The 25,711-nt window shown below is 73.0% G+C and carries 17 protein-coding genes; 9 read left to right on the plus strand and 8 right to left on the minus strand.

What is annotated here, in order from left to right:
- The 5 genes from WMF20_RS17435 to WMF20_RS17455 all read right to left on the minus strand — a co-directional run bounded on the left by WMF20_RS17435 (position 1) and on the right by WMF20_RS17455 (position 7,968).
- On the minus strand, positions 1–2,073 hold the full coding sequence (locus WMF20_RS17435) for a bifunctional aldolase/short-chain dehydrogenase (protein WP_437615042.1): 2,073 nt from the start codon (positions 2,071–2,073) through the stop codon (positions 1–3).
- A gap of 46 nt (positions 2,074–2,119) precedes the next feature.
- Positions 2,120–3,436: an adenosylhomocysteinase gene (ahcY, locus tag WMF20_RS17440; RefSeq protein WP_437615044.1), complete on the minus strand. Its 1,317-nt coding sequence runs from the start codon at positions 3,434–3,436 to the stop codon at positions 2,120–2,122.
- Complete coding sequence (locus WMF20_RS17445) at positions 3,433–4,563, minus strand: metalloregulator ArsR/SmtB family transcription factor (protein ID WP_437615046.1); 1,131 nt, start codon at positions 4,561–4,563, stop codon at positions 3,433–3,435. Before WMF20_RS17445 ends, ahcY begins: the two co-directional genes overlap by 4 nt.
- Positions 4,564–4,876: 313 nt before the next feature.
- Positions 4,877–6,172 carry a M16 family metallopeptidase gene (locus WMF20_RS17450; RefSeq protein ID WP_129575427.1) on the minus strand — a complete coding sequence of 432 codons (1,296 nt, stop codon included), beginning with the start codon at positions 6,170–6,172 and terminating at the stop codon, positions 4,877–4,879.
- Positions 6,169–7,968, minus strand: coding sequence for a peptidylprolyl isomerase (locus tag WMF20_RS17455; RefSeq protein ID WP_129575428.1), 1,800 nt, complete (start codon positions 7,966–7,968; stop codon positions 6,169–6,171). Before WMF20_RS17455 ends, WMF20_RS17450 begins: the two co-directional genes overlap by 4 nt.
- Before the next feature lie 130 nt (positions 7,969–8,098).
- Here WMF20_RS17455 and WMF20_RS17460 point away from each other — a divergent pair, with 130 nt between their 5' ends.
- From WMF20_RS17460 to WMF20_RS17475, 4 genes are all read left to right on the plus strand, one after another.
- The gene (locus WMF20_RS17460; protein WP_129575429.1) at positions 8,099–8,608 is read left to right on the plus strand and encodes a hypothetical protein; all 510 of its coding nucleotides are present in this window, start codon (positions 8,099–8,101) and stop codon (positions 8,606–8,608) included.
- A gap of 87 nt (positions 8,609–8,695) precedes the next feature.
- Positions 8,696–9,070: a PilZ domain-containing protein gene (locus WMF20_RS17465; RefSeq protein WP_437338223.1), complete on the plus strand. Its 375-nt coding sequence runs from the start codon at positions 8,696–8,698 to the stop codon at positions 9,068–9,070.
- A gap of 128 nt (positions 9,071–9,198) precedes the next feature.
- The gene (locus tag WMF20_RS17470) at positions 9,199–9,624 is read left to right on the plus strand and encodes a hypothetical protein (RefSeq protein WP_437615049.1); all 426 of its coding nucleotides are present in this window, start codon (positions 9,199–9,201) and stop codon (positions 9,622–9,624) included.
- Between the two features lie 10 nt (positions 9,625–9,634).
- Positions 9,635–11,746 (plus strand): ATP-dependent DNA helicase, encoded by a 2,112-nt coding sequence (locus tag WMF20_RS17475; RefSeq protein WP_437615051.1) that lies wholly within the window; start codon positions 9,635–9,637, stop codon positions 11,744–11,746.
- Between the two features lie 67 nt (positions 11,747–11,813).
- Here the strand turns inward: WMF20_RS17475 and WMF20_RS17480 are convergent, their stop codons facing one another.
- Positions 11,814–13,448 carry a hypothetical protein gene (locus WMF20_RS17480; RefSeq protein WP_437615053.1) on the minus strand — a complete coding sequence of 545 codons (1,635 nt, stop codon included), beginning with the start codon at positions 13,446–13,448 and terminating at the stop codon, positions 11,814–11,816.
- A gap of 178 nt (positions 13,449–13,626) precedes the next feature.
- On the opposite strand from WMF20_RS17480, the gene WMF20_RS17485 reads away from it, so the two are divergent.
- The 5 genes from WMF20_RS17485 to WMF20_RS17505 all read left to right on the plus strand — a co-directional run bounded on the left by WMF20_RS17485 (position 13,627) and on the right by WMF20_RS17505 (position 22,915).
- Positions 13,627–14,220, plus strand: a complete 594-nt coding sequence (locus WMF20_RS17485) for a gluconate 2-dehydrogenase subunit 3 family protein (protein ID WP_437615055.1) — start codon at positions 13,627–13,629, stop codon at positions 14,218–14,220.
- A complete protein-coding gene (locus WMF20_RS17490; RefSeq protein ID WP_437615057.1) occupies positions 14,217–15,863 on the plus strand; it encodes a GMC family oxidoreductase N-terminal domain-containing protein in 1,647 nt (548 codons plus the stop codon). Before WMF20_RS17485 ends, WMF20_RS17490 begins: the two co-directional genes overlap by 4 nt.
- Before the next feature lie 297 nt (positions 15,864–16,160).
- Positions 16,161–17,909, plus strand: coding sequence for a sigma 54-interacting transcriptional regulator (locus WMF20_RS17495; RefSeq protein ID WP_437615059.1), 1,749 nt, complete (start codon positions 16,161–16,163; stop codon positions 17,907–17,909).
- A 360-nt stretch (positions 17,910–18,269) separates the two neighbouring features.
- Positions 18,270–19,598 carry a zinc-ribbon domain-containing protein gene (locus WMF20_RS17500; RefSeq protein ID WP_437615061.1) on the plus strand — a complete coding sequence of 443 codons (1,329 nt, stop codon included), beginning with the start codon at positions 18,270–18,272 and terminating at the stop codon, positions 19,596–19,598.
- A 218-nt stretch (positions 19,599–19,816) separates the two neighbouring features.
- A complete protein-coding gene (locus WMF20_RS17505) occupies positions 19,817–22,915 on the plus strand; it encodes a hypothetical protein (RefSeq protein WP_437615062.1) in 3,099 nt (1,032 codons plus the stop codon).
- A gap of 3 nt (positions 22,916–22,918) precedes the next feature.
- Here WMF20_RS17505 and WMF20_RS17510 read toward each other — a convergent pair whose 3' ends face one another.
- Together WMF20_RS17510 and WMF20_RS17515 are read right to left on the minus strand one after the other, a co-directional pair.
- The gene (locus tag WMF20_RS17510) at positions 22,919–24,493 is read right to left on the minus strand and encodes a hypothetical protein (RefSeq protein ID WP_437615064.1); all 1,575 of its coding nucleotides are present in this window, start codon (positions 24,491–24,493) and stop codon (positions 22,919–22,921) included.
- Positions 24,494–24,719: 226 nt separating this feature from the next.
- Positions 24,720–25,397 carry a hypothetical protein gene (locus WMF20_RS17515; RefSeq protein ID WP_437615066.1) on the minus strand — a complete coding sequence of 226 codons (678 nt, stop codon included), beginning with the start codon at positions 25,395–25,397 and terminating at the stop codon, positions 24,720–24,722.
- Positions 25,398–25,711: the final 314 nt, after the last annotated feature.

Here is a 25,711-nt window from a genome sequence, read left to right on the forward strand (position 1 = left end):
TCAGCGGGGGAACGCCGCGGCGTTCCCGCCGTCGACGGTCACGACGCAGCCCGTCGTGGCTTCGGCGGTGGCGAGGTACAGGAAGGCCTGCGCCACGTCGGCCGCGGTGGTCTCGCGCCGGAGCAGGTTGTCGCGGAAGTAGTCGTCGACCGAGACGTTGCGGGCGCGGGCGCGCGCCTCCAGCAGGCCCGCGCCGAACAGCGCGGTCCGGATGCGGTCGGCGTTGACGGCGTTGGCCCGGACGCCGTGGCGGCCGAGATCGACGGCGTACTGGCGCATGAGCGAGACGAGCGCCGCCTTGGCGACGGCGTACGGGCCGAAGTCGCCCCCCTGGTTGAACGCGCTCTTCGACGCGTTGAACAGGAGCGCGCCGCCCGAGTCCTGGGCGAGGAGGACCCGCGCCGCCGCGCGGGCGACGTTCTGGTGGCCGAGCAGGTTCAGCTCGAGCGAGGCGCACAGCGCCTCGTGCCCCTCCGACGTGTGGATCGGCCCGGAGAACGCGCGGCCGGCGTTCGACACGACGACGTCGACGCCGCCGAAGTGCGCCGCGGCCTGCGCGAACGCCCGGTTCACGCTCGCCTCGCTGCGCACGTCGCAGGCGATCTTCAGGCACCGGCCGCGGTGGCGCGCCCCGAGCTCGGCGGCGGCCTTCTCGAGCGGCTCCTCGTCGCGATCGGCCAGCACCACGTGCGCCCCGGCCGCGAGGAACGCCGCCGCGGTCGCGTGGCCGATCCCCGAGGCGGCGCCCGTCACGAGCGCGATCCGCCGATCGAGCGGGCCCCTCTGCCCGGCCCCGAGCTTCAGCTTCGCCTGCTCGAGGCTCCAGTACTCCATGTCGAAGAGGTCGAGCTCCGGGACCGGCTGGTACCCGCCGAGCGCCTCGGCGGCCTCGATCACGGAGACGGTGTGATCGTAGACGTCCGCGACGATCTCCGCCTCGGCGTGCGATCCGCCGACGCACAGCGCGCCCACCCCGGGGAAGAGCAGCACCCGCGGGAACGGATCGAGCTCATCGCGGACGACGCCCCGCGCCGCGCAGGAGCGGCGGAAGTACTCGTGGTACTCGGCCGCGTACTTCGCGATGCCCTGCTCGACGGCCGCGCGGAGGCGCGCCGTGTCGGTCACGTCGCAGCCGCTCACGAGGAGCGGCCGCGCCTTGGTGCGGATGACGTGGTCCGGGGTCGCGCAGCCGATCTGCGAGACCCGGGCGACGTCGTCGCGCTCGCAGAACGCGATGAGCTGCAGGCTCGTGCGGAGCGTGGAGACCCAGGGGCGGCCCGAGGCGCGGGCGAGCGCGCCCCGCACCACCGGCCCGATGGCGGCCCGGATGTCCGGGTCCGGCGCCGCGACCGTCGGGTGCGAGACGATCGCGCTGCGCTGGGCGATGTAGCGCTCGGCGCGCGTCACCGCGTCGATCATGCGCGTGTAGCTCTCCTCGGCCGTCTCGCCCCACGTGAAGACGCCGTGCTTGTCGAGGATCATCACCGACGGGAGCCCGCCCTGCGCGAGGCGCCCCCGGACGAGCTCGGCGACGCGGCGGGCGAGCGCGAACCCGGGCATGACGTACGGCACGAACAGCGCCTCATCCCCGTAGATCGCCCGCACGATCTCGGCCGAGCCGGGCTGATCGATGACCGAGAGCGCGGCGTCCGCGTGCGTGTGATCGACGAACTTCGCGGGGATGATCGCGTGCAGCAGCGCCTCGACCGAGGGCGTGGGGCTCGACGGATCCAGCATCTGGCCGCGCAGGAGCGCCACCATCTGCTCGTCGGTCATCGCCTCGAGCGCGCAAGCGCGCTGGAGCGGCGCGAGGCGGCACGCCGGGAAGCCGCGCGGCTCGATCGTCGCGAGATCCCACCCGCTGCCCTTGATGTAGAGCACGTCGACGCGATCGCCGAGCAGGTCGACGGCCGTGCTCTTGACGCTCGTGTTCCCGCCGCCGTGGAGCACGAGGGACGGATCGGCGCCGAGCAGGCGCGAGGTGTAGACGCGGAGGGCGAGATCCTCGCCGCAGGACGCGGCGTAGGTGTCGAGGTAACGCTGGGCTTCGTCCTTGCTATGGCGAGGATCCATCGACCGGCCGCCTACCCCAGCGACGGAGGCGCCGGAAGCCCGCCGATCAGTAGCGGTAGTTCTCGGCCTTGAACGGGCCCTCGACGGGGATGCCCAGGTATTTCGCCTGGTCCGGCGAGAGCTGCGTCAGCTCGACCCCGAGCTTCGGCAGGTGCAGCGCGGCGACCTTCTCGTCGAGCCGCTTCGGCAGGAGGTGGACGCCGACCGTGTACTTCTCCGTCCAGAGGGCGATCTGCGCGAGGACCTGGTTGGAGAACGAGGTCGACATCACGAACGACGGGTGGCCCGTGGCGCAACCGAGGTTCACGAGCCGGCCGCGCGCGAGGACGATGAGCCGCTTGCCGTCCGGGAAGATGAAGTGGTCGACCTGCGGCTTGATGTTCTCCTCCTTGATCTCGGGGTTCTTCTCGAGCCACGAGATCTGGATCTCCGAGTCGAAGTGGCCGATGTTGCAGAGGATCGCCTCGTCCTTCATCGCGAGCATGTGCTCGGCGCGCACGACGTCGGAGCAGCCGGTCGCCGTGACGAAGATGTCGCCGATCGGGGCGACGGTCTCGAGGCGCTTCACCTCGTAGCCCTCCATCGCCGCCTGCAGCGCGCAGATCGGGTCGATCTCGGTGATGATCACGCGCGCCCCGAGGCCGCGCAGCGACTGCGCGCACCCCTTGCCGACGTCGCCGTAGCCGCAGACGACGGCGACCTTGCCGGCGAACATCACGTCCGTGGCCCGCTTGATCCCGTCGCCCAGCGACTCGCGGCAACCGTAGAGGTTGTCGAACTTGCTCTTCGTCACCGAGTCGTTGACGTTGATCGCGGGCACCTTCAGCTTGCCGGCGCGGTGCATCTCGTAGAGCCGATGCACGCCCGTCGTCGTCTCCTCCGAGAGCCCGCGGATCGGGTCGTTGCCGGTGAAGAGCTCCGGGTGCTTCTCGTGGGCGATGATCGTGAGATCGCCCCCGTCATCGAGGATCATGTTGGGGCCCTTGCCGCCCTTGAAGGCGTAGAGCTGCTGCTCGATGCACCAGTCGTACTCCTCGAGGGTCTCGCCCTTCCAGGCGAAGACCGGGATGCCGGCCGCCGCGATCGCCGCCGCCGCGTGGTCCTGCGTCGAGTAGATGTTGCAGCTCGTCCAGGTGACCTCGGCGCCGAGGGCGATCAGCGTCTCGATCAGCACGGCGGTCTGGATCGTCATGTGGAGGCAGCCGGCGATGCGCGCGCCCTTGAGCGGCTGCGAGGGGCCGTACTCGGCCCGGAGCGCCATGAGGCCCGGCATCTCCTTCTCGGCGATGCGGATCTCCTTGCGACCCCAGTCTGCAAGCGTGATGTCGGCGACCTTGTAGGAGAGCTTCTTCTCAGCAGTCATGGTGTCCCTTTGCCTTTTCCGGTGAATGCGCTCGAGCGCGCGTCGCGCCAGCCGACGAGCAGCTGCCAAATGAGGTGTCGATCCGGACCTTCGCCCTGCCAGGCGGACGGCAGCCGCCGGATCTCGACGCCGGAGAGCCCGGCCTCCTCGGCCAGGCGCCGGAGGTCGTCCGGCGAGAAGCCGAGCCAGATGTCCGCCTCCTGCTCTCGCAGGGCCTGATCGTGGTGCGCCTCGTAATCGAGCACGCACACCGCGCCGCCGCGGGCGTGCGCGCCGTCCTCGCCGCGGGCGTGCGCGCCGTCCTCGCCGCGGCCGGACGCGGCCGGCCGCGCGAGCTCGACGAGGGCGCGCATCGCCCTCGCCGGCTGGGGCGCGTGGTGCAGCACGCGGGCCGCGAAGACCACGTCCGCGCCGCAGGCGAAGGCCTCGCCCGCCTCCGCCGGATCGACGCCGAGCGCGCGGGCCACGGCGCGGCGCACCTCGGGCCCGTCGAGCTCGCCGCACACGAGCTCGACGTTCTCGAGGCTGCGCCGCCGCAGGCGCTCGCCCGCGAGCTGCAGCTGGGCGCTCGCGCGGTCGAGCGCGACGACGCGGTCGAAGACGGGGGACAGCACCTCGAGCAGCGCCCCGTCGCCGGTGCCCGCGTCGATCGCCAGGCGGCGGTGGGGCAGGAGCGGCGCGAGCGCGGCGAGGTAGGCGGCGAGCTCGGACGGCGGCCCCGACCGCGACGGGCGCCCGCCGCGCGCGAAGAACTCGCGCGTCTCGGCGTCGCGCGCGGCGAGCACCTCCTCGACGCGCGCGAGCGTCCCGTCGGCCGCGCACGCGCGCTGCCCCGCGCGCACGGCGTCGTCGACGACGGGGTCGCTCGTGGCGCGCGGGTCGAGGCGGAGCAGCGTCCACGTCCCCTGACGGCGGGCCAGCAGGATCCCCGCCTCGCGGAGCGCGGCCGCGTGGCGCGAGATCTTCGGCTGGCCCTCGCGGAGCAGCTCGGCCAGCTCGCCGACCGCCAGCTCCTCCGCCGCGGCCAGGCCGAGGAGCCGCAGCCGCACCGGATCCGAGAGGAGCCGGTACAGCTCGCAGCGCGCGACCGCCTCCATCGGCTGGGCAGGGAGCTCTGTCGCCGTCACCACGGATCCTGTATATGCGTCGATGCGCATAGATGCAAATACTATGTTCGCGGGCGTGAGCGCGCCCGCGGCGACGCAGGCCGCCGCAGCGGCGCGCGGCGCGCGGCCGCGCAGGCGCGGGCGGCGGCGCTGGCCTGGCTCAGCGAGCAGCCGTCAGCGGGACCACACAGGAGAGCTCTTCCATGGGCATGCTCGTCCACCGAGCTCGTCCGTTTGCTCTCTGATTTCCAGCTTTCTCGGCAGGTCGCCGTCGCCGCTGGCGGGCTCGCGTGCCGACGGGCTCGTGTGCCGAAGGGCTCGCGCTCTGGCGAGATCAGCCGAACGAACGGACGGCCTTCTCCAGCTTCGCCTCTTCCGCGGCGCGGAGCAGGCCCACGGCCACCACGGTGAGGCGCTCCGGCCGGAACAGCGCGCGCGCGGCGTCGCGCACGTCCTCGACCGTGACGCGGGCGAGCTCCTCGTGCCGCGCCTCCGGGGTGCGGGTGATGTCGGCGAGCGCGGCGAGCCCGTGGAAGCCGGCGGTCGCCTCGGCGTCGTCGAGCATCGCCTCCACCGACCAGAGGTGGCGGTCGCGCGCCTTGGCGAGCTCGTCCTCGCGCGGGCCGACCTCGGAGAGCTCGCGGAGCAGCGCGAAGATCTCCCGGACCACCACGGTCGCGCGGTCGTGCTGCACGCCCGCGGCGATGTCGACGACCCCGTCGTCCTCGTAGGCCTCGAACATCCCCGACACGTCGTAGCAGAGGCCGAGCCGGTCGCAGATCCGCTCGTAGAGCCGCGTCGACATGCCGTCGTCGAGGACGCGGAGCAGCATCTCCACGGCGGGCTCGCGCGGATCGCGCTCGCTCACGCCCCGGAACGCCACCCGCAGCTCGGTCTGGCTCGACTGGTTCTCGATGAAGCGGAACCTCGGCTTCTTCTGGCCGTTCGGCGGCGCCGAGGCCGGCACCAGCTCGCCGCGCGGCATGGCGCCGAAGTGCCGCTCGACGGCCCGCGCGCACGCGTCGGGATCGAGCCGCCCCGCGAGGCAGAGCACCGCGTTCGCCGTCGTGTAGTGCCGGGCGTGGTGGGCGCGCAGCATCGGCTCGTCGAAGCGATCGAGCGCGTCGATGCCGCCGGTGATGGTGAAGCCGAGCGGGTGCCGCTCGTACATGAGGGCGCGCGCGTTGTTGTCCGCGTCGATGTCGCGCCCCTCGTCGTCGAGGTCCTCGAGGATCTCCTCGCGCACGATGCCGCGCTCGACCTCGATCGCGGTGAAGCGCGGCGAGGTGGCGACCTCGCCGAGCAGGGCGAGCACCGGCTCCAGGTTCGCCGGCGGCACCGAGATGCTCATCACGCCGTGGTCGACGTGGGTCGCCGCGTAGAGCGTCCCGCCGAGCCGCTCGAAGGCGAGCGCCTGCGCGTGCGCCGACGGCAGCGTCGGCGTCCCCCGGAACACCATGTGCTCCAGGAAATGGGAGATCCCGTTGTTCTGCGGCGTCTCGAACCGCGAGCCGACGCGCAGGTAGAGCGAGGCGACCGCCCGGTGCACGTGCGGCTGCGGGACGAGGACGACCTTGAGGCCGTTCGAGAGGACGACGTCGCGCGCGTCACGCGGCGGGAGCGGCGTCATTCCCCCTCGTCCTCGATCGGGAGCGGCTCGCCGGAGCCGTCGTCGGCCGGCTTGGACTCCTTGAGGAGGTTCTGGTCGTACTTCACCTCGCTGCCGATCGTCGACTTCAGCCGGCGGATGTACCCGACGAGCGCGTCGTTCTGCTTCGCGGCGCGCATCGCGGCGGTGTAGAACTCGCGATCCTTGTCCCATTGCTCCTGGCTCGCGGACGTCTTCTCCTTGAGCTGGATCACGGCGTAGCCGTTCTCCAGCGCCACGACGTCCTTGGGCAGGTCGCCCGGCTTGTCGAGCTGGAAGGCGATGCGCGCGGCCTCGGTGCTGTCCCTCGCGTCCGAGATGGGCGAGCCCGACACGTTGAACGGCAGGCTCGCCTCGACGGTGGGCCGGTTCGGGTGGTTCGCCATCGTGTAGGGCGGCCGCGCCTCTCCAGGCGCGGCCTCGCCGCCGTCCTTGGCGCCCTCGTCCTTGCCACCGTCCTGCTTCGCGGCGGCGGGCTGCTCGCCCGCCTTCGCCCCGGCGCCGGCCTTGTCCTTCGCGGGCGCGAGCTGGGCCAGGTGCGCGGCGAGCGCGTCGTCCAGCGACTTCCCGCCCGCGGCGGCGGCGAGCACCTGCTTCGCGGCCTCGGCCGCGAGCCGCTCCGACTCGTGGGCCGTGTAGAGGTCGCGCGCCGTCTCCAGCCGGCCGATCTTCTCGGCCTCGGCGTCCTTCGCGATCTGCTCGAGCTTGATCACGTGGAAGCCGTCCTCGGTCTCGATGATGTCCGACACTTCGCCGGCCTTCATCGCGAAGAGCTTGTCCTCGACGGGCTTGCTGAGCCGGCCCTTGGTCACGCAGCCGAGCTCGCCGCCGCGCGCCGCGCTCGGATCGTCGCTCGCGCTGCGCGCCACGTCGGCGAAGCTCTCGCCCTTCTTGAGGCGCTGGACCGCCGCCTCGATCCGCGCCTTCGCGGCCGCCTTGCCGGCCTCCGGCCCCTGCTCGGCCTCCGCGGGCTTCACCTCGACCATCAGGTCTCGCGCGACCCGGCACTCCGGCAGATATTGCGCCTTGCGCCCCTCCCAGGCCTTGTCGAGCTCTTCCTTGTTGGCGTCCGCCCAGGCCTGGACCGCCTTCTCCGACTTGTCGACGACGAGGTCGCTGTAGAAGCGCCGATCGAAGCGCACGTAGCTGAGCGTCCGGGTCGACTTCTCGCGCGAGAACTGCTCGAACGCCTCGCTCTCGCCGACCCGGACGCGCGCGCGGACGAGATCGCGCATCCGCGCGGCGACGAGCTCCTTCCGCTGGTACTCGCGGAAATCGGTCGGGCTCATCTTCGTGATCGCCCGGATCTGCTTCTCGTACTGCTTGCTGTCGAACTTCTTGGACTGGCGGTTGCGGACGTCCAGGTAGCGAATGAGGTCTTCCCGGAGATTGAGGGCATAACCGACCTGGCGGATCTTGTCCGCAGGCAGCGAGACACGCACCCTGCCGGCCACGAGCTCGGACGTCAGCTCGTCGTCCGAGACGGTGATCCCGAGGCGCTTCGCGTCCTCGTTGAGCAGCCACCGCTCGTAGAGCCCCTCCGCCGTGAGCCGCCGGTAGCCCATCGCCCGGAGGCGGTTTTCGTCGACGCTGCGCATCGCGAGCAGGTTCCTCGAGGCGTTGAACTCGACCGAGGAGATGCAGCTGCCTCGGACCTCGACGGCGCAGGTGCTCGCGGTCGACTGCACGGGGCCCGTGTTCGGGCGGAACTGGACGATGAAGACGACGGCGATCGCGATGACGATGGCGGCGCCGAAGATTTGGCTCAGTCTGTTCACGAAGGGCTCGCTCCCGGGGCGTGCGCCGCTCGCTCCTCGAGCGGCCTCCCGCCTTGGCCAGGCGCGGCATAGCACGGCGTCGACGGCGTGTCTTTGACGGCGGTCGAGAGCGGGGCTAGGGGCTCCTGCCATGGCAAGCTCGAAGTCACACCTCCCTGATTGCGGCCTCTACCTGACGACAAAGCCGCTCCCCGGACACGAGGACAAGGTGCCTGCCGGCATCCTCGTCTCCTTCCACAACCACTCGGACAACGGTCTGCCGACGGTCACGACGCCCGATCACAACGTGCACAACCGCTGGCACTTCCACGGCCCCGCGGTCCCGTTCCGCGGAACGACGTGGGCGGACACGCTGCAGCGCCTCCCCACCGAGGGGTTCTACACGCTGCGGAAGGAGCTCTCGTTCGACGGCGGCAGCTGGCCGAAGGGCACGCTGGTGCAGCTCGGTTACACGCAGGCCGGCATGCCTATCCTGTTCATCGCCCGCGTGCGCTCGCGGCTCCAGGAGAACGACCTCTTCTTCTCCGACAAGGGCGTGGGCATCAAGCGCGACCAGCTGTCCCTGCTCGAGCCCGTCTCCGTCTTCGAGGAGCCGAGCGACGGATCCGGGCACAAGCCCGACCACGCCGACGCTCACTGAGTGAGCCCGCGCTCACGTCCACACTGAATATCAGCCTCGGCCGACTTTTCTGTCCTCGGGCACGGCGTGTGCTTGTAAATTTCTTCTGTGATTCGACGCAGAACCCTCACTCCCCCGTCGCTCCAGATTCCCCCTGAGCTCCTGGCCAACCGCCGCAGGAGCGCCCGCCGCGAGCTGAGCGAGCGGGTCCGCCTCGAGACCGGCGATCGCGCCGTCTCCGGCTGGACGCTCAACGCGAGCGTCGGCGGGCTCCGGGTGGTGATAGAAAATTCACTCGACCCCGGTACGGAGCTAACGGTCTGGCTCGACGGCAGGTCCCCGCGCCCCGGCCGGATCATGTGGGTGCAGGACGAGCCGGACGGCTCCATCGTCGGGGTGTGCTTCCTGGATGGCCCCGACGGCGCCGAGGGCGGCGGCGGGCTGGACGCCGGGGCGTCGCGGTCGTCACGGTCGCGCTCGTGATCGGCACGAGCGCGCCGGCGCGCCAAAGCGCCACACCCCTGGTGAACGCTGTCGGCTTGACGAGGCACCCGCAATTTTGCGATGGATGTTCCTGCTGACAGCTGGGGGTAGCCGGAAACCAGCGGAAGATGCCGACACCCGCGGAGATAAAGAAGGCCCTGCTCCAAGCCGGATTCGAGGTTTACCGTACCCGGGGCGACGCCGTGCAGGTCGCGGAGCGGGTGCGGGAGAACCTGCTGATGGATTCGGGCATCGTCGTGGGCGCCGAGCCGCTGCGAGTCGGGTTCGTCGTGCGCGCCCAGCGCAACGATTTCCCGGGCGCGACGGACGAGCACCTCTTCGAGTGGGCGCGCGGCATGGCCGAGCCCGCCGTGGCGCGCGGCTACACCGAGGGCGAGGCCGCCCTCCGCCACGTCCGCGACCCCGGCGACGCCGAGCGGACGCTCGACACCTGGTGCGAGGTCCTGTTCGAGAAGCCCGTGGCGTCGCTCGAGCTCGCCGTCAGCGAGGTGGGGTTCGCCCTCTCGCTGGAGAAGACTGCCCTGCCGCGGTAAGCGGTAGACGATGCCCTTCGACCGAGCCGCGAGCCTGCTCGGGCCCTCCGGGCCGTTCGCGCGCGGGCTCCCCGGGTACGAGGACCGGGAGGGGCAGCTCGCGATGGCGAGCGCCGTGGAGCGGGCGATCGCCGAGGACCGCATCCTCCTCTGCGAGGCCGGCACCGGGACCGGCAAGACGCTCGCCTACCTCGTCCCCGCGATCCTGAGCGGCCGCAAGGTCGTGGTCTCGACCGCGACGAAGGCGCTCGAGGACCAGATCTACACGAAGGACCTGCCGCTCGTCGCCGAGCACCTCCGGCTGGATCCGCGCGCGGCGCTGGTGAAGGGGCTCGGCAACTACCTCTGCCTGCGCCGCTTCAACGAGCTCCGCCACAGCCCGGGCGCGGGCGCCGGGGCGGCGGGGCGCTCGCTGCCGCTCATCGAGGCGTGGGCGCAGGAGACCGAGATGGGCGACGTCGCGGAGCTCGCGTACCTCGCCGAGGGGGATCCGGTCTGGCGGGAGGTGGCGTCGTCCAGCGAGACGCGGCTGGGCGCGTCGTGCGACTACTACGAGGACTGCTTCGTCACGCGGATGAAGCGCGACAGCGAGGCGGCGCGCCTCCTCATCGTCAACCACCACCTCTTCTTCGCGGACCTCGCGCTGAAGATCGCCGGAGCGCGCCGCGGCTTCGCCGGCGCGGGCGCGCTCCCGCCGTACGATGCGGTCATCTTCGACGAGGCGCACCAGCTCGAGGACATCGCGACGAGCTTCTTCGGCGTCCGGGTCTCGCGGGCGCGGGTCGACTCGATGCTGCGCGACGCGGACCGCGCCTTCATCGCGTCGGGCCTCGCCGACCGCATCCTCGGCCGGGGCGAGGGGACGGCGATCACGGCCGTCGTGCGCGAGTCCGCGGACGCCCTCTTCGATCGGCTCGCGGCGCTCGGCGGCCCCGCGGCGGGCAGCGGGGAGCGCGGCGACGCCCGCGTCCCGCTCCCCAGGGACGCCTGGTCCGGCGAGCTGCTCGAGGCCTACCACCGGCTCGACAACCACCTCGAGGCGCTCGCCGGGTACGCGAGCGCGAACGCGATCGCCGAGGCGGTGCAGCTCGTCGGCAACCGCGCGGCCCAGCTGCGGGAGGACGCCGCGCGGATCGTCGACCCCGCGACGAACCAGGTTACGTGGGTCGAGGTGCGCGGCCGCGGCGTCTCGTTCGGCGCGTCGCCGGTCGATCTCGGGAGCATGCTGCGCGAGCACGTGTTCGAGCGGATCGGCGCCGTCGTGCTGACGAGCGCCACGCTGACCACGGGCGGCTCCGGCGGGTCGGGGTTCCGCTTCCTCCGCTCGCGGATGGGGCTCGACGAGGACGTGCCCGTGCCGATCGACGAGCTCACGGTCCCGTCGCCCTTCGACTACCCGAACGCCGCGCTGCTCTACACGCCGCGCGATCTGCCCGAGGCGACCGACGCGGCGTTCGTCGAGCGCGCGGCCGATCGCATGGCCGAGCTCATCGGCATCACGGGCGGCGGCGCGTTCGTCCTCTGCACCTCGATCCGCGCGATGAACGCGCTCGCCGCCGCGCTCCGCGTCCGGCTCGCGCGCGCCTCGGCCGAGGCCCGGGCGGGCGGGGGCGCGCCGCGGCAGCAGGCGCCGCTGCTCGTGCAGGGGGACGCGCCCAAGGGCACGCTGCTCCGCCGCTTCCGCGCCGAGCGGCACGCCGTGCTGGTCGCGACGATGAGCTTCTGGGAGGGCGTGGACGTCCCTGGCGAGGCGCTGCGCCTCGTGATCATCGAGAAGCTCCCGTTCGCGGTGCCGACCGATCCCGTCGTCGCGGCCCGGTGCGCGGCGATCGAGCAGAGCGGCGGCAACCCGTTCATCGCCTACAGCGTCCCGCAGGCCGCGATCACCTTGAAGCAGGGGTTCGGCCGGCTGATCCGCACGCGGACCGACCGCGGCATCGTCGCGATCCTGGACCGGCGGGTCCGCACGCGCGGCTACGGGCGCGTGTTGCTCGACAGCCTGCCCGACGCGCGCCGGACCGAGCGCATCGAGGACGTGCGCGCGTTCTGGGCCGCCGCGGCGGCAGGCGCCGGGGCCGAGCGCGCGGAAGCGGAGGAGCGCCGGCCGGACGAGGCGCCCTGACGCGCGCCGCGTGCGCGCGGTCCTGGGAGGCGCGCGCACGCGGCGCGAGCGCGCGCCCGGTCGATCGTCACGGGTACGACGCCTTCCCGTAGATGCACCAGGCGCCGCCCTTCTTCAGGCCGATGGCCTGGCGGAGCTTGAAGTCCTTCTTGAACCTGGGATCGCCGTACGAGGCGCGCGAGGACGGCACCGTCGGGCTCTTGCAGTCGGTCCCGGAGGAGATGATCAGGAAGTAGCGCGGGTTCTTGGCGAAGAGCGCGTCGGTGTAGCCGGTCCCCACCTTGTTCGTGTACCCGCCCGGGAGGCTCGAGACCTCGGGGCTGAGCAGCCCCAGCATGTCGACCACCGGGAAGCCCGTGCGGTAGCCGACGTAGCCGATGTCGGCGATCGCGATGGGGCCGGGCTCCGCGTTCTGGACGAGCCAGTCGGCCGTGCGCCCGGCCGCGTCGTCCCAGAAGCCCTTGTCGTTGACGAGGATGTTCCGCTGGGCCCGCACCAGCTCTCCGGTGCGGGTCGCGAGCGTGATCGCGCCGAACGCGGCGATCGCGAGCGACGCTGCCCGCTCGCGGCGCGCGGCGATCGCGCGGACGGCGTGGTCGGCGAGCAGGAACGCGAACGGCTCCGCGGGGGCCAGGAACCGGAAATAGGGCATCCAGTCGCCGCCCACGAAGACGACGTACACGCCGAAGAGCAGCGCGATCGACGCGATCGCGAGGCCGCTCCGCCGCCGGTGGACGAGGGACGAGGCGACCGAGAAGAGCCCGAGCCAGAGGAAAGCGCCGGCGTGCTGCGCGTACTTGCGGACGTAGTCGCTGCCGCCCTGGAGCTGCTGCGAGAAGTTGCCGGTCTTCGCGGCGAGCGTGTTCGGGAGCCACGCGCCGTAGTAGCTGTGCCGCCAGAGCAGGTGCGCGGCGACGGGGAGCGCGAACGTGGCCAGGCGGAGCGCGTTCCGCCGCGTGAACGCCTGCTCCGCGTGCCAGATGACGAGCAGCCCGAGGAACAGCGGCGCCTCCGGGCGGGTGAGCGCGGCGAGCGCGAACACCGCGCCGGACCAGGGGAAGGCGCGCGCGCCCCGGGGCGCGTCGCCCGAGGCGGCGGCGTCCTCTTCGCGGAAGAAGAGCTCGGTCCCGGCGAGCGTGAGCAGGAGGAAGAGCGGCGTCTCCAGCCCGAACACCGCGTAGCCGGAGAAGAGGATGCTCGTCGCGAGGAACCACGTCGCGAGGCAGGGGACGTTCGAGAACGGGCGCAGCCGCCGCGAGAGGAGGTAGGTGGGGACGAGCGCGAGGGCGGCGCAGGCGGCGCCGAGCACCTTCGACCCCGCCTCCGGCGTCGCGCCGAGCTTCATCGCCGCGGCGAGGAGCACCGTCCAGAGGAAGTTCGTGTAGCCCTCGACGCGCTCGCCCACGTTGTAGACGAGCCCATTTCCGTTCGCGAGGTTCTCCGCGTACCGGAACGAGATGTACGCGTCGTCGATCGTGAAGCTGGAGACGCGCGCCGCCGCCGCGAGCGTGACCAGCATCGGCACGGCCAGCCCGAGCGCGATGTGCAGCCAGTCGGGGAGGGGAGCGCCGGCGAACCACGTCCGAAGATCGCGCGCCGGCGGCGTCGGGCGCTCCTCTTCCAGCGCCTCCTCGTCTTCCGTCGACTCGTCGCCTCCCACCGCTTCGTCCGTGTCCACCGCGCTCCTGGGCTCGTCGCTCATCGGGCGCGGACGATACCGCGATTGTCACACCCGCAACCTCGGGCTGCGTAAATCAGCACGGAATGGTGTGCGAACATCCCGACGCAGTGCGAACGAAATTGCGCACTCTGGGCGTCGCACTACGCTGTCGAGGTAGCCAGGCGATGGCTTCCCGCGCTGGGAAGGAAGGAGTCGAGTGATGAGCGAGCTCGTTGCGCACCTGCCCGTGGTCTGTCTCGTCATTGCCCTTGCGGCGCTCGCCGCCGCCGCCGCCGCCGTCGGCCTCGCCCGCAGGGCCTCGGCCCCCGGCGCCCCCGCCCGCGCGCTCTCCGTGAGGGAGCGGGCCATCGTGGCTGCCGCCGCCGACGCGCTCTTCCCCGCCGGCGGCCCGATCCCGGTCTCCGGCACCGAGGCGGGGCTGGTCGAGTACATGGAGCGCTACGTCGCGCGCACGCCGCGGCCGCTGCGGCCGTACATGCGGCTGCTCCTCCACTTCGTCGAGCTCTCGCCCTGCGTCTTCGGGCCGCGCCGCGCCCGCTTCACGCGCCTCCCGCAGGCCGACCGCATCGCGGTGCTTGCCTCGATGTCGCAGAGCTGCATCTACCTCCGGCGGGTCACGTTCCTCTCGCTCCGGACGATGCTCTCGATGGGCTACCTCGCGAACGAGAAGGTCGCCCGCGCGATCGGCGTCGCCTGCTGCCCCACGCCCTTCGAGCGGCGCAGGGCCGCGCGCGCTCCGGGAGAGCCGGTCGCCGTGAAGCCCCCGTCGCTCGCGCCGGGGGTGACGGCGTGAAGCTCCCCGGCCTGGAGGAGCCGCCGAGCTCCGCGCACCCCGCTCGCGGCGATCGGCGCTCGCTCCCCCTGTCCGCGCTCCGCTCGCGGGCCGAGGTGGAGCCGCTCCCGCCCGCCGAGCCGCGCCCGCAGGTGAAGGTGTTCGCCGACTACGACGGCGAGGTGCGGGCCTCGTGCGAGGTGCTCGTCGTCGGATCGGGGCCGGGCGGGGCGGTCGTCGCGAAGGAGCTCGCCGAGGCGGGGCGCGACGTGATCCTCGTGGAGGAGGGCCCGCCGCTCGGGGTGGAGGATTTCCGGCAGGAGGCGGGCGAGTCGCTGGCGCGCACGCTGCGCGAGGGCGGGATGCGCGCCGCCCGCGGGCGCATGCTCATCCCGACCATGCAGGCGATCGCGCTCGGCGGCGGCTCGGTCGTCAACTCGGCGATCTGCGCGCGCTCGCCCGCCTGGGTGTTCGACAAGTGGGCGGCGCGGACGGGCACCGAGGCGATCACCCTCGAAGCGCTGCTGCCCCACTACGAGCGCGTCGAGCGCCTGCTCGGCGTCGCGCCCACGCCGATGGAGGTGCAGGGCGAGCGCAACCTGCGCTTCAAGCGCGGCTGCGATGCGCTGGGGCTGTCGAGCGAGCCGACGCACCGCAACGTCCGCGGCTGCCGCGGCTCGGGCGAGTGCTTCACCGGGTGCCGCAACCGCGCCAAGATGTCGACCGACGTCTCATACGTCCCGGCCGCCATCCGGGCGGGCGCGCGCGTGTTCACAAGCGTGCGCGCCGAGCACCTGCTCGTGTCCGGCAGGCGGGCCGCCGGGATGCGCGGGCGCACGATCGAGCCGTTCACGTGGCGCGAGGGCGCGCCCGTCGAGATCCGGGCGAAGCTCGTCGTGCTCGCCGCGGGCTGCATGGCCACGCCGCTGATCCTGCTCCGCAGCGGCGCCGCGAACTCGAGCGGCTACGTGGGCGACGAGCTGCAGCTCCACCCGGGGCTCGCCATCATGGCGGTGTTCCCCGATCCGATCGACCCGTGGGAGGGCGCGACCCAGGGGTATCACTCGCTCCACTTCCTCGAGCAGGGCATCAAGCTGGAGGTCCTCTGGTCGCCCCCCGCCGTGCTCGCGGCGCGGTTCCCCGGCTTCGGGCACGACTACCAGCGTCACCTCCGGACCTACAACCGGATGGCCCCGTTCGACGTGATCATCGCCGCGGAGCAGTCGCGCGGGAGCGTCCGTCCGAAGCGGGGCAGCTGGGACCCCGAGGTGCGGTTCGACTACGCGCCGCGCGACGTCGAGAAGATCCAGCGCGGTCTGGGCATCCTGTCCGACATCTGCTGGGCGGCGGGCGCCGCGTCGATCCTGCCCGGGTTGCACGGCGTCCCCGACGAGCTGACGTCGCCGGAAGAGGCCGAGATCCTGAAGAGCAAGCGGCTCGACGGGCGCGACACGATCACCGCGGCGAACCACGCGTTCGGTACGGCGCGGATGTCGCGGAGGCCGCGGGACGGGGTCGTCGATGAGGAGGGGCGCTGCCACGATCTCGACAACGTTTACGTCGCCGACACGAGCGTCTTTCCTGGAAGTCCCGCCGTGAACCCGATGCTCACGTGCATGGCGCTGGCCGATCGCATCGCGTGCGGCATCATCGAGCGCTGGTGATGCGCGCGACGGCGTGTCACCACAGGAGCCAGCGATCCGGGGCGTCGCATCCGTTGCGCAGAACGACATGTCACGGACGGCATGTGAGGGGGGCCTTGCACCCGATAAGGAGGCAACTCCCGAGTTGATGAGAGGCCCCCGCGAGCTACAAGTTTAACGGCACGTTTCATATCGCACGGGGCCGAGCCGTCCGTCCGCCGAGCTGGGAGGGAAGCTTTGGGACCGAACGCAGTTTCAGCTGCAATTCCGCGCGGACAGGCGCGCTCGCCGCATCGAGGCCACAGCCACCACGGCCGGGTGCTCCTCGTCGAGGACGAGCCCGATCAGGCGGCCATCCTCGAGGCGGTGCTGCGCCACGAGGGGCTCGACGTGGTCGTCGCATCGAGCGGCGAGCAGGCGCTCGAGATCCACCAGCGGACGCCGGCTGACGTGCTCGTCACGGACCTCAACCTGCCCGGGATGACGGGGGTCGATCTCATGCGCCGGCTCTCCCCGGGTCAGCTCGACGGCCCCGAGCCGAAGGCGCCGCCGCCCCACGTGGTGATGGTCACCGGCGCCGCGTCGATCTCGAGCGCCGTCGACGCGCTCAAGCTCGGGGCGGCCGACTACCTCCAGAAGCCGCTCGATCCTGCGCGCCTCGTGCTGCTCGTGCGCGAGCTGCTCTGGTCGCCGCCGACCGAGTTCGACGACGACGATTCCCTCCACGGGCAGCTCGTGTTCGAGGGGATGATCGGCGGCTCGCCGCGGATGCGGGAGGTCTTCACCCGCATCGAGCGCGTCGCCGCGACGATGGCGCCCGTGCTGATCGTCGGCGAGAGCGGCACGGGCAAGGAGCTCGTCGCGCGCGCCATCCACAACCGGAGCCGCCGCCGCGCCGGTCCGTTCGTCCCGGTGCACACCGGCGCGATCCCGCGCGAGCTCATCGGCAGCGAGCTCTTCGGCCACGAGAAGGGCTCGTTCACCGGCGCGTTCGCGGCCGCGGAGGGCAAGTTCGAGGCGGCGGCCGGCGGCACCGTCTTCCTCGACGAGGTGGGCACGATGGACGCTGCCGTGCAGGTCAGCCTGCTCCGCGTGCTCGAGACGTACCGGTTCACCCGGGTCGGCGGCCGCAAGGAGATCGAGGCCGACGTCCGCGTCGTCGCGGCGACGAACAAGGATCTGCTCGACCTCGTCGACGACTGCGTCTTCCGCGAGGACCTGTACTACCGGCTCAACGTGTTCACGGTGACGCTGCCCCCGCTGCGCGAGCGCAAGGAGGACATCCTGCCCATCGCCGAGCGCTTCCTGCTCAAGTTCGCCAAGCGCTACGGCACCCCGGCCCGCCGCCTCTCGGACGCCGCCGTCGAGCGGCTGACGGAGCACGACTGGCCGGGCAATGTGCGCGAGCTGCGCAACGTCATCGAGCAGACCGCGCTCTTCGCCTCGAACGAGCTCGTCTCGGCGAACGACGTCCAGCTCGGCCAGGGCAGGATCGAGCGGCGGTCTTCCCGGCGCTCGTACGACAGCCTCCCGGCGGCGAAGGTCGCGGCGCCGGTCGCCCACCCCGAGCCGGCCGAGCCGCTGTCGGTGCCGATCGTCCACCCGTCGGACATGGCGGTCCCCTCCGAGCCGGTGCCGTCGCACGCCGTCGTCGCGCCGCCTGCGCCGGCTTCCGTGGGCCCCGCGTCGCTCGCGTCGCTCGCGCGGAGGCCGCCGGGGGAAGCGGGCGCGCACGAGGTCGAGCCGGCGCGGGACGCCGGCGAGGCGGCGGAGCACCCGCTCGTGCTGCGCCTCCCCGTCGGCACGCGCCTCGCGGACGCGGAGCGCAAGCTCATCCTCCTGACCCTCGAGGCCGTGCGCGGCAACAAGCAGCGCGCGGCCCGCGTGCTCGGGATCAGCCGACGCGGTCTGTACTCGAAGCTGCAGGCGTACGGGGAGCACGTGGGCAGCCACGAGGCCCAGGGGCAGAACGAGAGCGCCGAGCCGCAGGACCCGGTCGACGACGTGCCGGTCGTGACCGACGAGCCCGGCCTCGAAGAGCTCGGCTCCGCGCGCGGCGACGCCTGACCGGAGAGCCCTCGTCCCGCCGCACGGCAGCACTCCAGTACCGCCGCATCTCAGCGCCGCCCGGCCCCGCCCGGGTTGTGAGCCGCAGCCCATCGAGGCGCGCCGCCGGGGGGCGCCGCGCAGGCGGCCGGTCCCACGGGGGAGCCGGCCTGGGGGCTCCTGCGATGTGTCCCGACAACGGTCCCAGCGGCGGCCCGTCCCTTTGTGCTTTACGAAGGGACGACGACCTCGGCTATCGTAAAGCGGAGCTGCGAGATCAGACGCGCGACTGGCACGTCAGAGAGCGGGCCACCGGCGCGGTATCAAGGTAAACTCTACGCGACGCCTCGCCGGCACTACACCCCTGCGGGCCAGCCCCCAATGAAGATCACCTGCCAGTCCTGTCAGTCGAAATACACCGTCTCGGACGAGAAGGTCCAAGGCAGAACCGTCAAGATCAAGTGCCGCAAATGCGGCGCGACGATCCTCGTGAACAGCTCGGGCGTGACGACCAACGGCGGGCCCGCCGATCCGGTCTCCGGCACGAGCGTTCCGAACGACGGGACCACGTACCTGGTCAACGTGGCGGACGGCGATCAACGCTCGCTGACGATAGCGGAGATCGTCGCCAGCTATCAGGCGGGGGTGATCAACGCCGAGACGTACGTCTGGGCGGACGGGATGGCCGACTGGCAGCCGCTCGGCCAGGTCGACACGATCGTCGCGGCGCTGCACGCCGGCAGCGCGCCGGCCTCCGTGGCCGCGCAGGAGCCGGCGCCCGTGCAGCCGCAGTCCGTGCCCAGCCCCGCCGCGCCGGTCGGTCCGACGTCCTCCGGGGTCGAGGCGGTCGCGGCGGCCGCTCCTCGCGCGGCGGCGGTGCGCCGCGATCCGGCGCGCCCGACGCAGGACCTCTTCGGCGGCAGCGCGGGGCCCGAGGCGCACCGCCCCAGCTCCGACGACGTGGCCACGAGCGCCCCGCTCTTCAAGAGCGGCGCCGCTCCCGGCCAGCGCGACGAGAACTCGATGCTGTTCTCGCTGAGCGCCCTCACGGCGAAGGCCGCCCCGGCTCCGGCGCGGTCGAGCGCCAGCGCCTCGGAGGACTCCGGCCTCATCGATCTGAAGGCCCTCGCCGCGGGGACGGGCGTCCGATCGCCGTCGCCGGTCGCGAGCATCGTCGCCAACGACGGCGGCCTGTTCCAGCTCAGCGCGCCCATCGTGACCACGGCGCGGGCGCCGTCCGTCGCGCCGCCGGCCGTCGAGGCGGCCCCCAAGAACCGGGCGCCGCTCATCATCGGCGCCGGCATCGCGATCGCGGGCATCGCGATCGCGGGCGTCTTCCTGCTGATGAAGGGCGGCGGCGAGACGCCGGCGCCCACGGTGGCCGAGACCACGCCGCCCGCGGCGGCGGCCCCGGCGACGACGGCTCCCCCGGAGCCCGAGCCGGCGCCGGTGCCCACCGCGACGGCGACCGCGAGCGCCACGGCGGAGGCGGCCGCGTCCGCGGCGCCGACCGCCGCCCCGGCGGCCGCGGGCGGGCGCGCGACGACGTCGAGGCCGTCGCGTCCGGCCAGCGGCGGCGGCAGCACCGCGGGCAAGAAGGAGCCCGCCGCGGCATCCCCGGCGCCCGCTCCGGCCCCGAAGCGCGGCGGCTGCGGGTGCGCGGCGGGCGATCTGATGTGCGCCATGCAGTGCTCCGCCAAGGGCAAGTGAGCGCGCGGGGGCCGTCGATCAGGCCCCGGCGGTGAAGCCGGCGAGGTTCGCCGCATGAGCCGTGCTCTTGCGGCGGGCTCCAGCGCAGGCCGCGCGATACGCGCTCGCCGCGGACCGACGGGCGCGACCACGCACGGAGGGATCCGGCTCTGCCTCCGTCGAGCGGACGGTAGCAAGAACGGTGCGGCGCCCCGGGGCGCGCGCTAGCATCGTCCGTCATGACCGAGCCCGACGGGCGGCTGTACGCGCCGATTCCTCGGTGGACACCGGGCGCTCCGCCGCTCCTCGCCGCGGCGCTGCTCCTCGGCGCGAGCGCTGCGGCGTGCGGCGGACGGGCGGCGATGGCGCCGCCCGGAGGAGGGCCGGCGTCGCGCGACGGCGGCGACGCTGCGCAGGCGTCGCGCACGGGGCCGGGCGGTCGATCCGCGCAGGGGGCGCTCGTGACGATGGTGACGCCGTCGCTGCTGCTGCCGGATCTCGTCGGAGAGCGCGGCGTGGTGGCCAGCGAGGCAGGGGCCAAGCGGGTGCTCATCGATCGCATGCGCGCCATCGCGCACGACGACGGATCGATCGAGCGCGCCGCCGATCTGCTGCCGTCGGGCCAGGTCACCGCGCTCAAGCTCCCGACGCGGCTCGGCGGCGGTTACCTGTTCTACGCGTCGAGCCGCGGCAGCGCGCAGCTCTGGCGGGCGCCCGCGTGGCTCGCCCCGCTCGATCCGCTCGTCCAGCTGCCGTCGGAGGCGAACGAGATCATCGCGGGCTTCGATCGCCTCTACGCGCGGCTCTCGCACAGCCAGCGGCTCTTCGCGATCGACGCGCAGACGGGCGCGGCGATGCCCCTCGGGCCGCTTCCACCGGCGAGCTCTTACGGACAGCTCGCGTTCGCCGACGGCTGGCGCGCCGTTGTCGAGGCCGATCTGCGCGGGCTGCTCGTCACCTTCGACGCAGGCGCCACGTGGCGCGCGATCGAGATCGACGCGCGGCCGACCTCCGTGGGCATCATCGGCGGCGACCCGGCGGTGATGACGGCGAACGGGTTCTACTCGGTCGACGCCCGCGGCAGCGTGACGTACCGGACCCTCGAGGCCTCCGACGATGTGCAGGAGCTCCCGGCGCGCGTCCAGGGGCCGTTCGGGCGGCGCCCGCTGCGCGCCGCGGTCGAGGACGGTTGGCCCGACTCGAGCACCACCGCGGTCGTGGCTCGCGGCGGCGCTCTGGCTCGCGTCTCGCTGCGCGACGGGGCGGTCGTCGACGTCGCGACCGACGCCTACCCCGAGCGCGAGGCGACGTGCCATGCGCTCCGCACGGGCGCGTCGTTCGGCTTCGTCTGCGGCGAGCGCGAGGGCCCGACGACGCTCTACGCGTTCCAGCCGCCGCTCGGCATGCGCCGCCTGATGCGCTTCGACAAGCCCCGCTTCGTGTCCTCGATCGGCAACGGCGCCCTGGTGATCCGCGGCTCGTGCGAGGAGGACGGCGATGTGCGCGACGGCCGCGCGTACTGCGTCGTCGCCGCCGACGGAGGCACCCGCGAGATCCACGTGCGCGCGCCCGCGAGGGACGTCGGCGTCGAGCGCGTCGTCGCGCTCGCGGACGGTCGGGTCGCCGTCCTCTCGCCGCCTCGCCCCGGCGCGTCGGGGCAAGTGACGCTCCTCAAGGGGAGCGACGTCACCGCCGTCCCGTTGATCCTTCCGAGCAAGCCTCGCAGCACGGCTCGCGAGCTCCAGCGCGGGATGTGGCTCGAGGGGTTCGAGGAGCGCGAGCCCGGCGTGCTCGGCGGCTGGGTCGAGGCCGGCGGCCCGATCGTTGGCGTCCGGATCGACGTGAAGAGCGGCGCCGTGAGCGCGGGCGCGCCGCGCCAGGACGCGACGGGCGCGATCCTCTCGGGGCGGTTCGCGCTCTCCCTCGGAGAGGGCGAGCAGGCCGCGGAGTCGACGGACGGCGGCATGACCTGGCGCTCGATCGAGGTGCCGGAGCGCGACGACGACACGGCGGCGTCGCGGACGCGCGCATGCGGCCCTGTCGGCTGCGTCTTCAAGGGCTGGATCCGGGTCGGCTGGGGGAAGACGGCGCTTCCGGACGATCTCGCCGAAGCGAAGCCGCCGCCGGTGCTCCAGACGCCGCTGCGCGCGGGGAGCCCGATCGGGATGCGCTGCGAGGCGCTCGGCTCCTCGACGCCGCCGCTGTCGGACAGGCCGCCGGCCGCGCGCGCCGCGCCCACCGCGCGGCCGGCGCGGTCGGCCGCGCGCCCGCAGGCCAAGGAGACGCCGACCTCCGCGTGGGCTCCGTTCCGCAACACCCCGCCGCCCGCGCTCGGCGCGGACGAGATCGGCTTCGACAACGGAGCGCCGTACGACATCGTGACGATGCGCGCCTACGCGTGGGGCAAGCGCGGCGCGGACTGGGCGCGCGCTGGGCGCTGGCTCATCCGCTTCGACGACCGCTTCGATCCGGAGGGCGGGGTGCGCTCCAGCGGCGTGAGCGCCTCACCCTGGTCGGATGAGGCGTCGGCCGCCGAGGCGCTCGGCGTCGCGCCCCACGGGGCTGCGTCCTGGGGGGCGTACCTCGATCCCGGCGGGCGGGCTGCGTTGACCCACGTGTGCCGGGGCGCCGGATGCAACCTGTTCGCGGTCTCCGAGGGGCTCCCGGTCCTTCCGTTGCGCGACAGCGCCGGCCGCGCCGGCAATTTCCTCCGGCCGTTCCCGAACGGCGCCGTGCGGCTCGGCGAGACCTGGTTCTTCGCGACGCCCGGCGGCTCGTACGACGCCGTGGCGCTGTGGCGCGCGGATCTCGGGATCGCGCGGCAGCTGGCGACCTACTCTCGCCCGGGGCGCACGAGCTACGGCGTCGATCCGCCGCGCCTCGTCCGGCGCGCGCTGGGCGGCGGTGTCGGCCTGCTCATCTCGACGGCCCCGGACCCCGGCGTGCGCGCCGGCTCCTGGTACGTGCTCCCGATCGATCGCGACACGGGCGCGCTGGGCGAGGCGGTGCCGCTCGGCCGCAAAGATCTCGCGGACACGCCGCTCGACCGCTGTCTCCCGGGTCAGGACGGCTGGCTCCTCGACACCAGCCTGGAGGGCTCGCCGAGCTTCGATCTCGGCGGCAGCTCTCCGTCCGTCGATGGCGCCGAGTTCCGGCTTCGACTGGATCCCGGCAGCGCGTGCGTCGAGGCGATGTCGGTGAGGCTCCAGGGCACCTTCTCGAAGGCGCCCGAGAAGCAGCTCGACATCGCCGCGAACGCGATCCCGCTCGCGGCGACCGAGCGAGCGACGGGCCGGAGGTGGCGCCTGCGCTGCGAGCCGAAGGACGCGGCGAGGTGAGCCCTAGTTGGAGGTGACGTCGGCGGACACCGCGTTCACCTGTCCCTCGACGCTCACCTCCTGGCCCGCGCCGTCGCGGATCGTTCCGAGCCAGTCTGCCGTCCAGGTGATCGGCGCCGCGGCGCTGTTCACCTGCGCCGGTCCCGAGGCGTTCACGATGATCTCGCCGACGATCCCGGCGCTCTTCGACGCCTCCACGCCCTCGCGCCAGAGGAGCTTGAGCCCGCCCGCGCACAGCGTCGCCATGCAGTCGCTGTCACAGCCGGCGTAGCCGCCGAGCCGCTCGCCGAGCGCCGCGCACTCCGCTGCGGCGGCGAGCGCCGCGGGGACGGACTCCGCCGTCGTCTCCGCTGCGGCCCCGAGCCCAGCCGCGCCGCCGACGTAACCGCTCGGATCCCACGAGAGCGTCCCGGCGAGGCGGAGCACGTCGCCTGGATCCGCTGTCCACGACATGAGCTGCTCCGCTGGTACGCCCGCGCTGTCAGCGGTCACGCTGCCGAGCCAGCTCGCCTCGAAGAGCGCGCTTCCCGGCTTGTCGTCCAGCCCGCTCAGGTGGCCGTCGAGCGCGAGCGGCGTACCCGTGAGCCCGGCGCTGGCCCATTCACGACACCGGTTGCGCAGGGAGACCGGGAGCGCGGCGAGGTGCGCCTGCGCCGCCGTGTCCCAGTCGCGCTCGAGGCGCTGCGCTGCGAACGCGGCCGCCTGCGCGGGCGGCGCCGCGCGCTGCATGGCGTCGAGCAGGGACGCGGCCTCCGCGCTGGCCGGCAAGAAGTCGTCGATCAGCCGCTCGGCCGCCGCCTCGAGCATCGCGTTCAGGCCATCGTTCGTCGCGAACGTCAGCTTCGCGTCGAGGCGCGTCGCCGCCAGATGGATCGGTAGATCCTTGACCGGGACGTACACATCGCGGGCGGAGCCGGCCTGCAGCTCCCGCTCGCCCACGCAGCCCCACATGATCCGACCGCTGTGGAGCGCGACGGTGAGGCTCGGACCCACGGGGGCGCCATCGATGACGACCGGCTCGTCCGGACCGCCGTGCGCCACGAGCGCGCCGACCGGCGCCTGGGGCGCTGCGGTGGAGAGCTCCTCGCAGGTCGCCTCTGCGACGACGCTCGCCGTCCATCTCTTCGCGACGCGCGTGCCCTGGTAGACCGGAATGACGCGCAGCGTGCCGAAGCCCTCGGCGCTCACCGACACACCGAGCTCAGCGGACGGTCCCTCCTTCATGGCAGCGCGGAGCCGGAACGTGCTCCCCAGGTTCGAGGCGTGGAGCTGGACCGAGGCCCTGCCGCTGTCGTCCGCGATCGCCGTGGTGCGGTCGACCCACGCGCCCGCAGCCTCACCGAGCAGGGTGAAGCTCACCTCGTAGGGGGCGGGCGGCTGGCCCGTGACCCACACCGTGCGCAGCTCCCCCGGCGCGAGCTGAAGCGTCCCTGGCTCGTCGAACACGAGCGTCACCGGCCGAGAGACATCCGGGGGAACATCGGCGCCCTCCGCGGCCCCATCGGTCAGGCGAAACGAGCAGGACGCCAGTCCGACCATGGCGACCCGGAGCGCCCAGCGCGTCGAAGGCAAGTTCACCCGTGGAGTGTACCTCGCACCTCCACGGGCGAAAAGCCGAGGGCCGAGCGCATAGCCGCTTCCCGGCGAGCCGTGGCCAGCGACGCTGACGATCGGCCCGCTGGCGCAAGCGCGGGCGCGCCCGCGAGCAGCGCCGCGACGCCGCGGCCCCATGAGGCGCGAGCTGCGGCGCCGCGCGGGGCCGCGGGATGCGTGGAAGGCGGCGCAGAGCCGCGGAGGGAGGCGGCTACTTCACGTAGATCTGGGCGACGGCGAGGCCGCTGCCCCGGACGGTCATGACGGCCTTCGCCGGGCCGCCGACGGGGAGCGGGTTCTTGAAGCACTGGCCCTTGCCGCCGAGCGTGGCGTTCGGTCCGGTGGTGTTGTCCTGCGAGAGCACCACCGGAGGCAGCATCGGCGCGGGCTGCGCGACGATCTGCAGGTTGAGCTCCTGGACGCCGAGGCCCACGCCGATGATCGAGTAACACTTGCCCGGCTGGATGTTGAACGGCTGCTCGAGCGTCTGGCCGTCCTGGAACTGCCCGGCGAAGGCGCCGCCTTCCGGCTGCATGCCCTGGACCTCGGAGGCGGCCATGGCGGTGAGCACGGGGGTCGCGGCGCTCACGGCCGCCGGCGCGATCGGGGTCGCCTGCCCGGTGCTCGTGCCGGTCTGCGGCGTGGTGGGGGTCGTGGTGGGGGGCGTGGTGGCCGGCGGCGTGTATCCCGGCTGGGTGGTCGGCTGACCGTACTGGCCCGGCTGGGCGGGCTGACCATACTGCCCGGGGGGGTACTGGCCGGGCGGGTAGGTAGACGCCCCGTACTGGTTCTGCATCTGCGACGGGTTGTTCGGCTCCGGGTCGCTGCCGCCGCAAGCGAGGGGCGCGAGGCCGAGCAGGGCCGCAGGGATGAGGACGTACAAGCGCATACGAGGCTCCTTCAGGGTTGTGCGGGGTGAGGCCACGACATTGGGACGCTCGCCGCACCCGCGGCGGCTCACGGCCGCTGGTCACGGTCGGTAAGACGGCTGAGGTGGGGGCGTGTTCTACAACGACTTGGCGGCGCGAGGCCAGACGCTGAGCTTCCGGCGAGCTGAAGCGTGCAGAGCCCGCGAAAAGCGGAGGTCGCCGCGGCTGCGCCTCGGCTCCGAGGAGCGCGCTGTCGACAGGCATGCGACGCCCGTGCCCACGGGGAGAGGAGCGCACGGCGTCGCGCCGAGCGCCGCGGCGTGCCAGGCAGCGG

Source organism: Sorangium sp. So ce834 (assembly GCF_051521425.1).
Lineage (GTDB): Bacteria > Myxococcota_A > Polyangia > Polyangiales > Polyangiaceae > Sorangium > Sorangium cellulosum_D.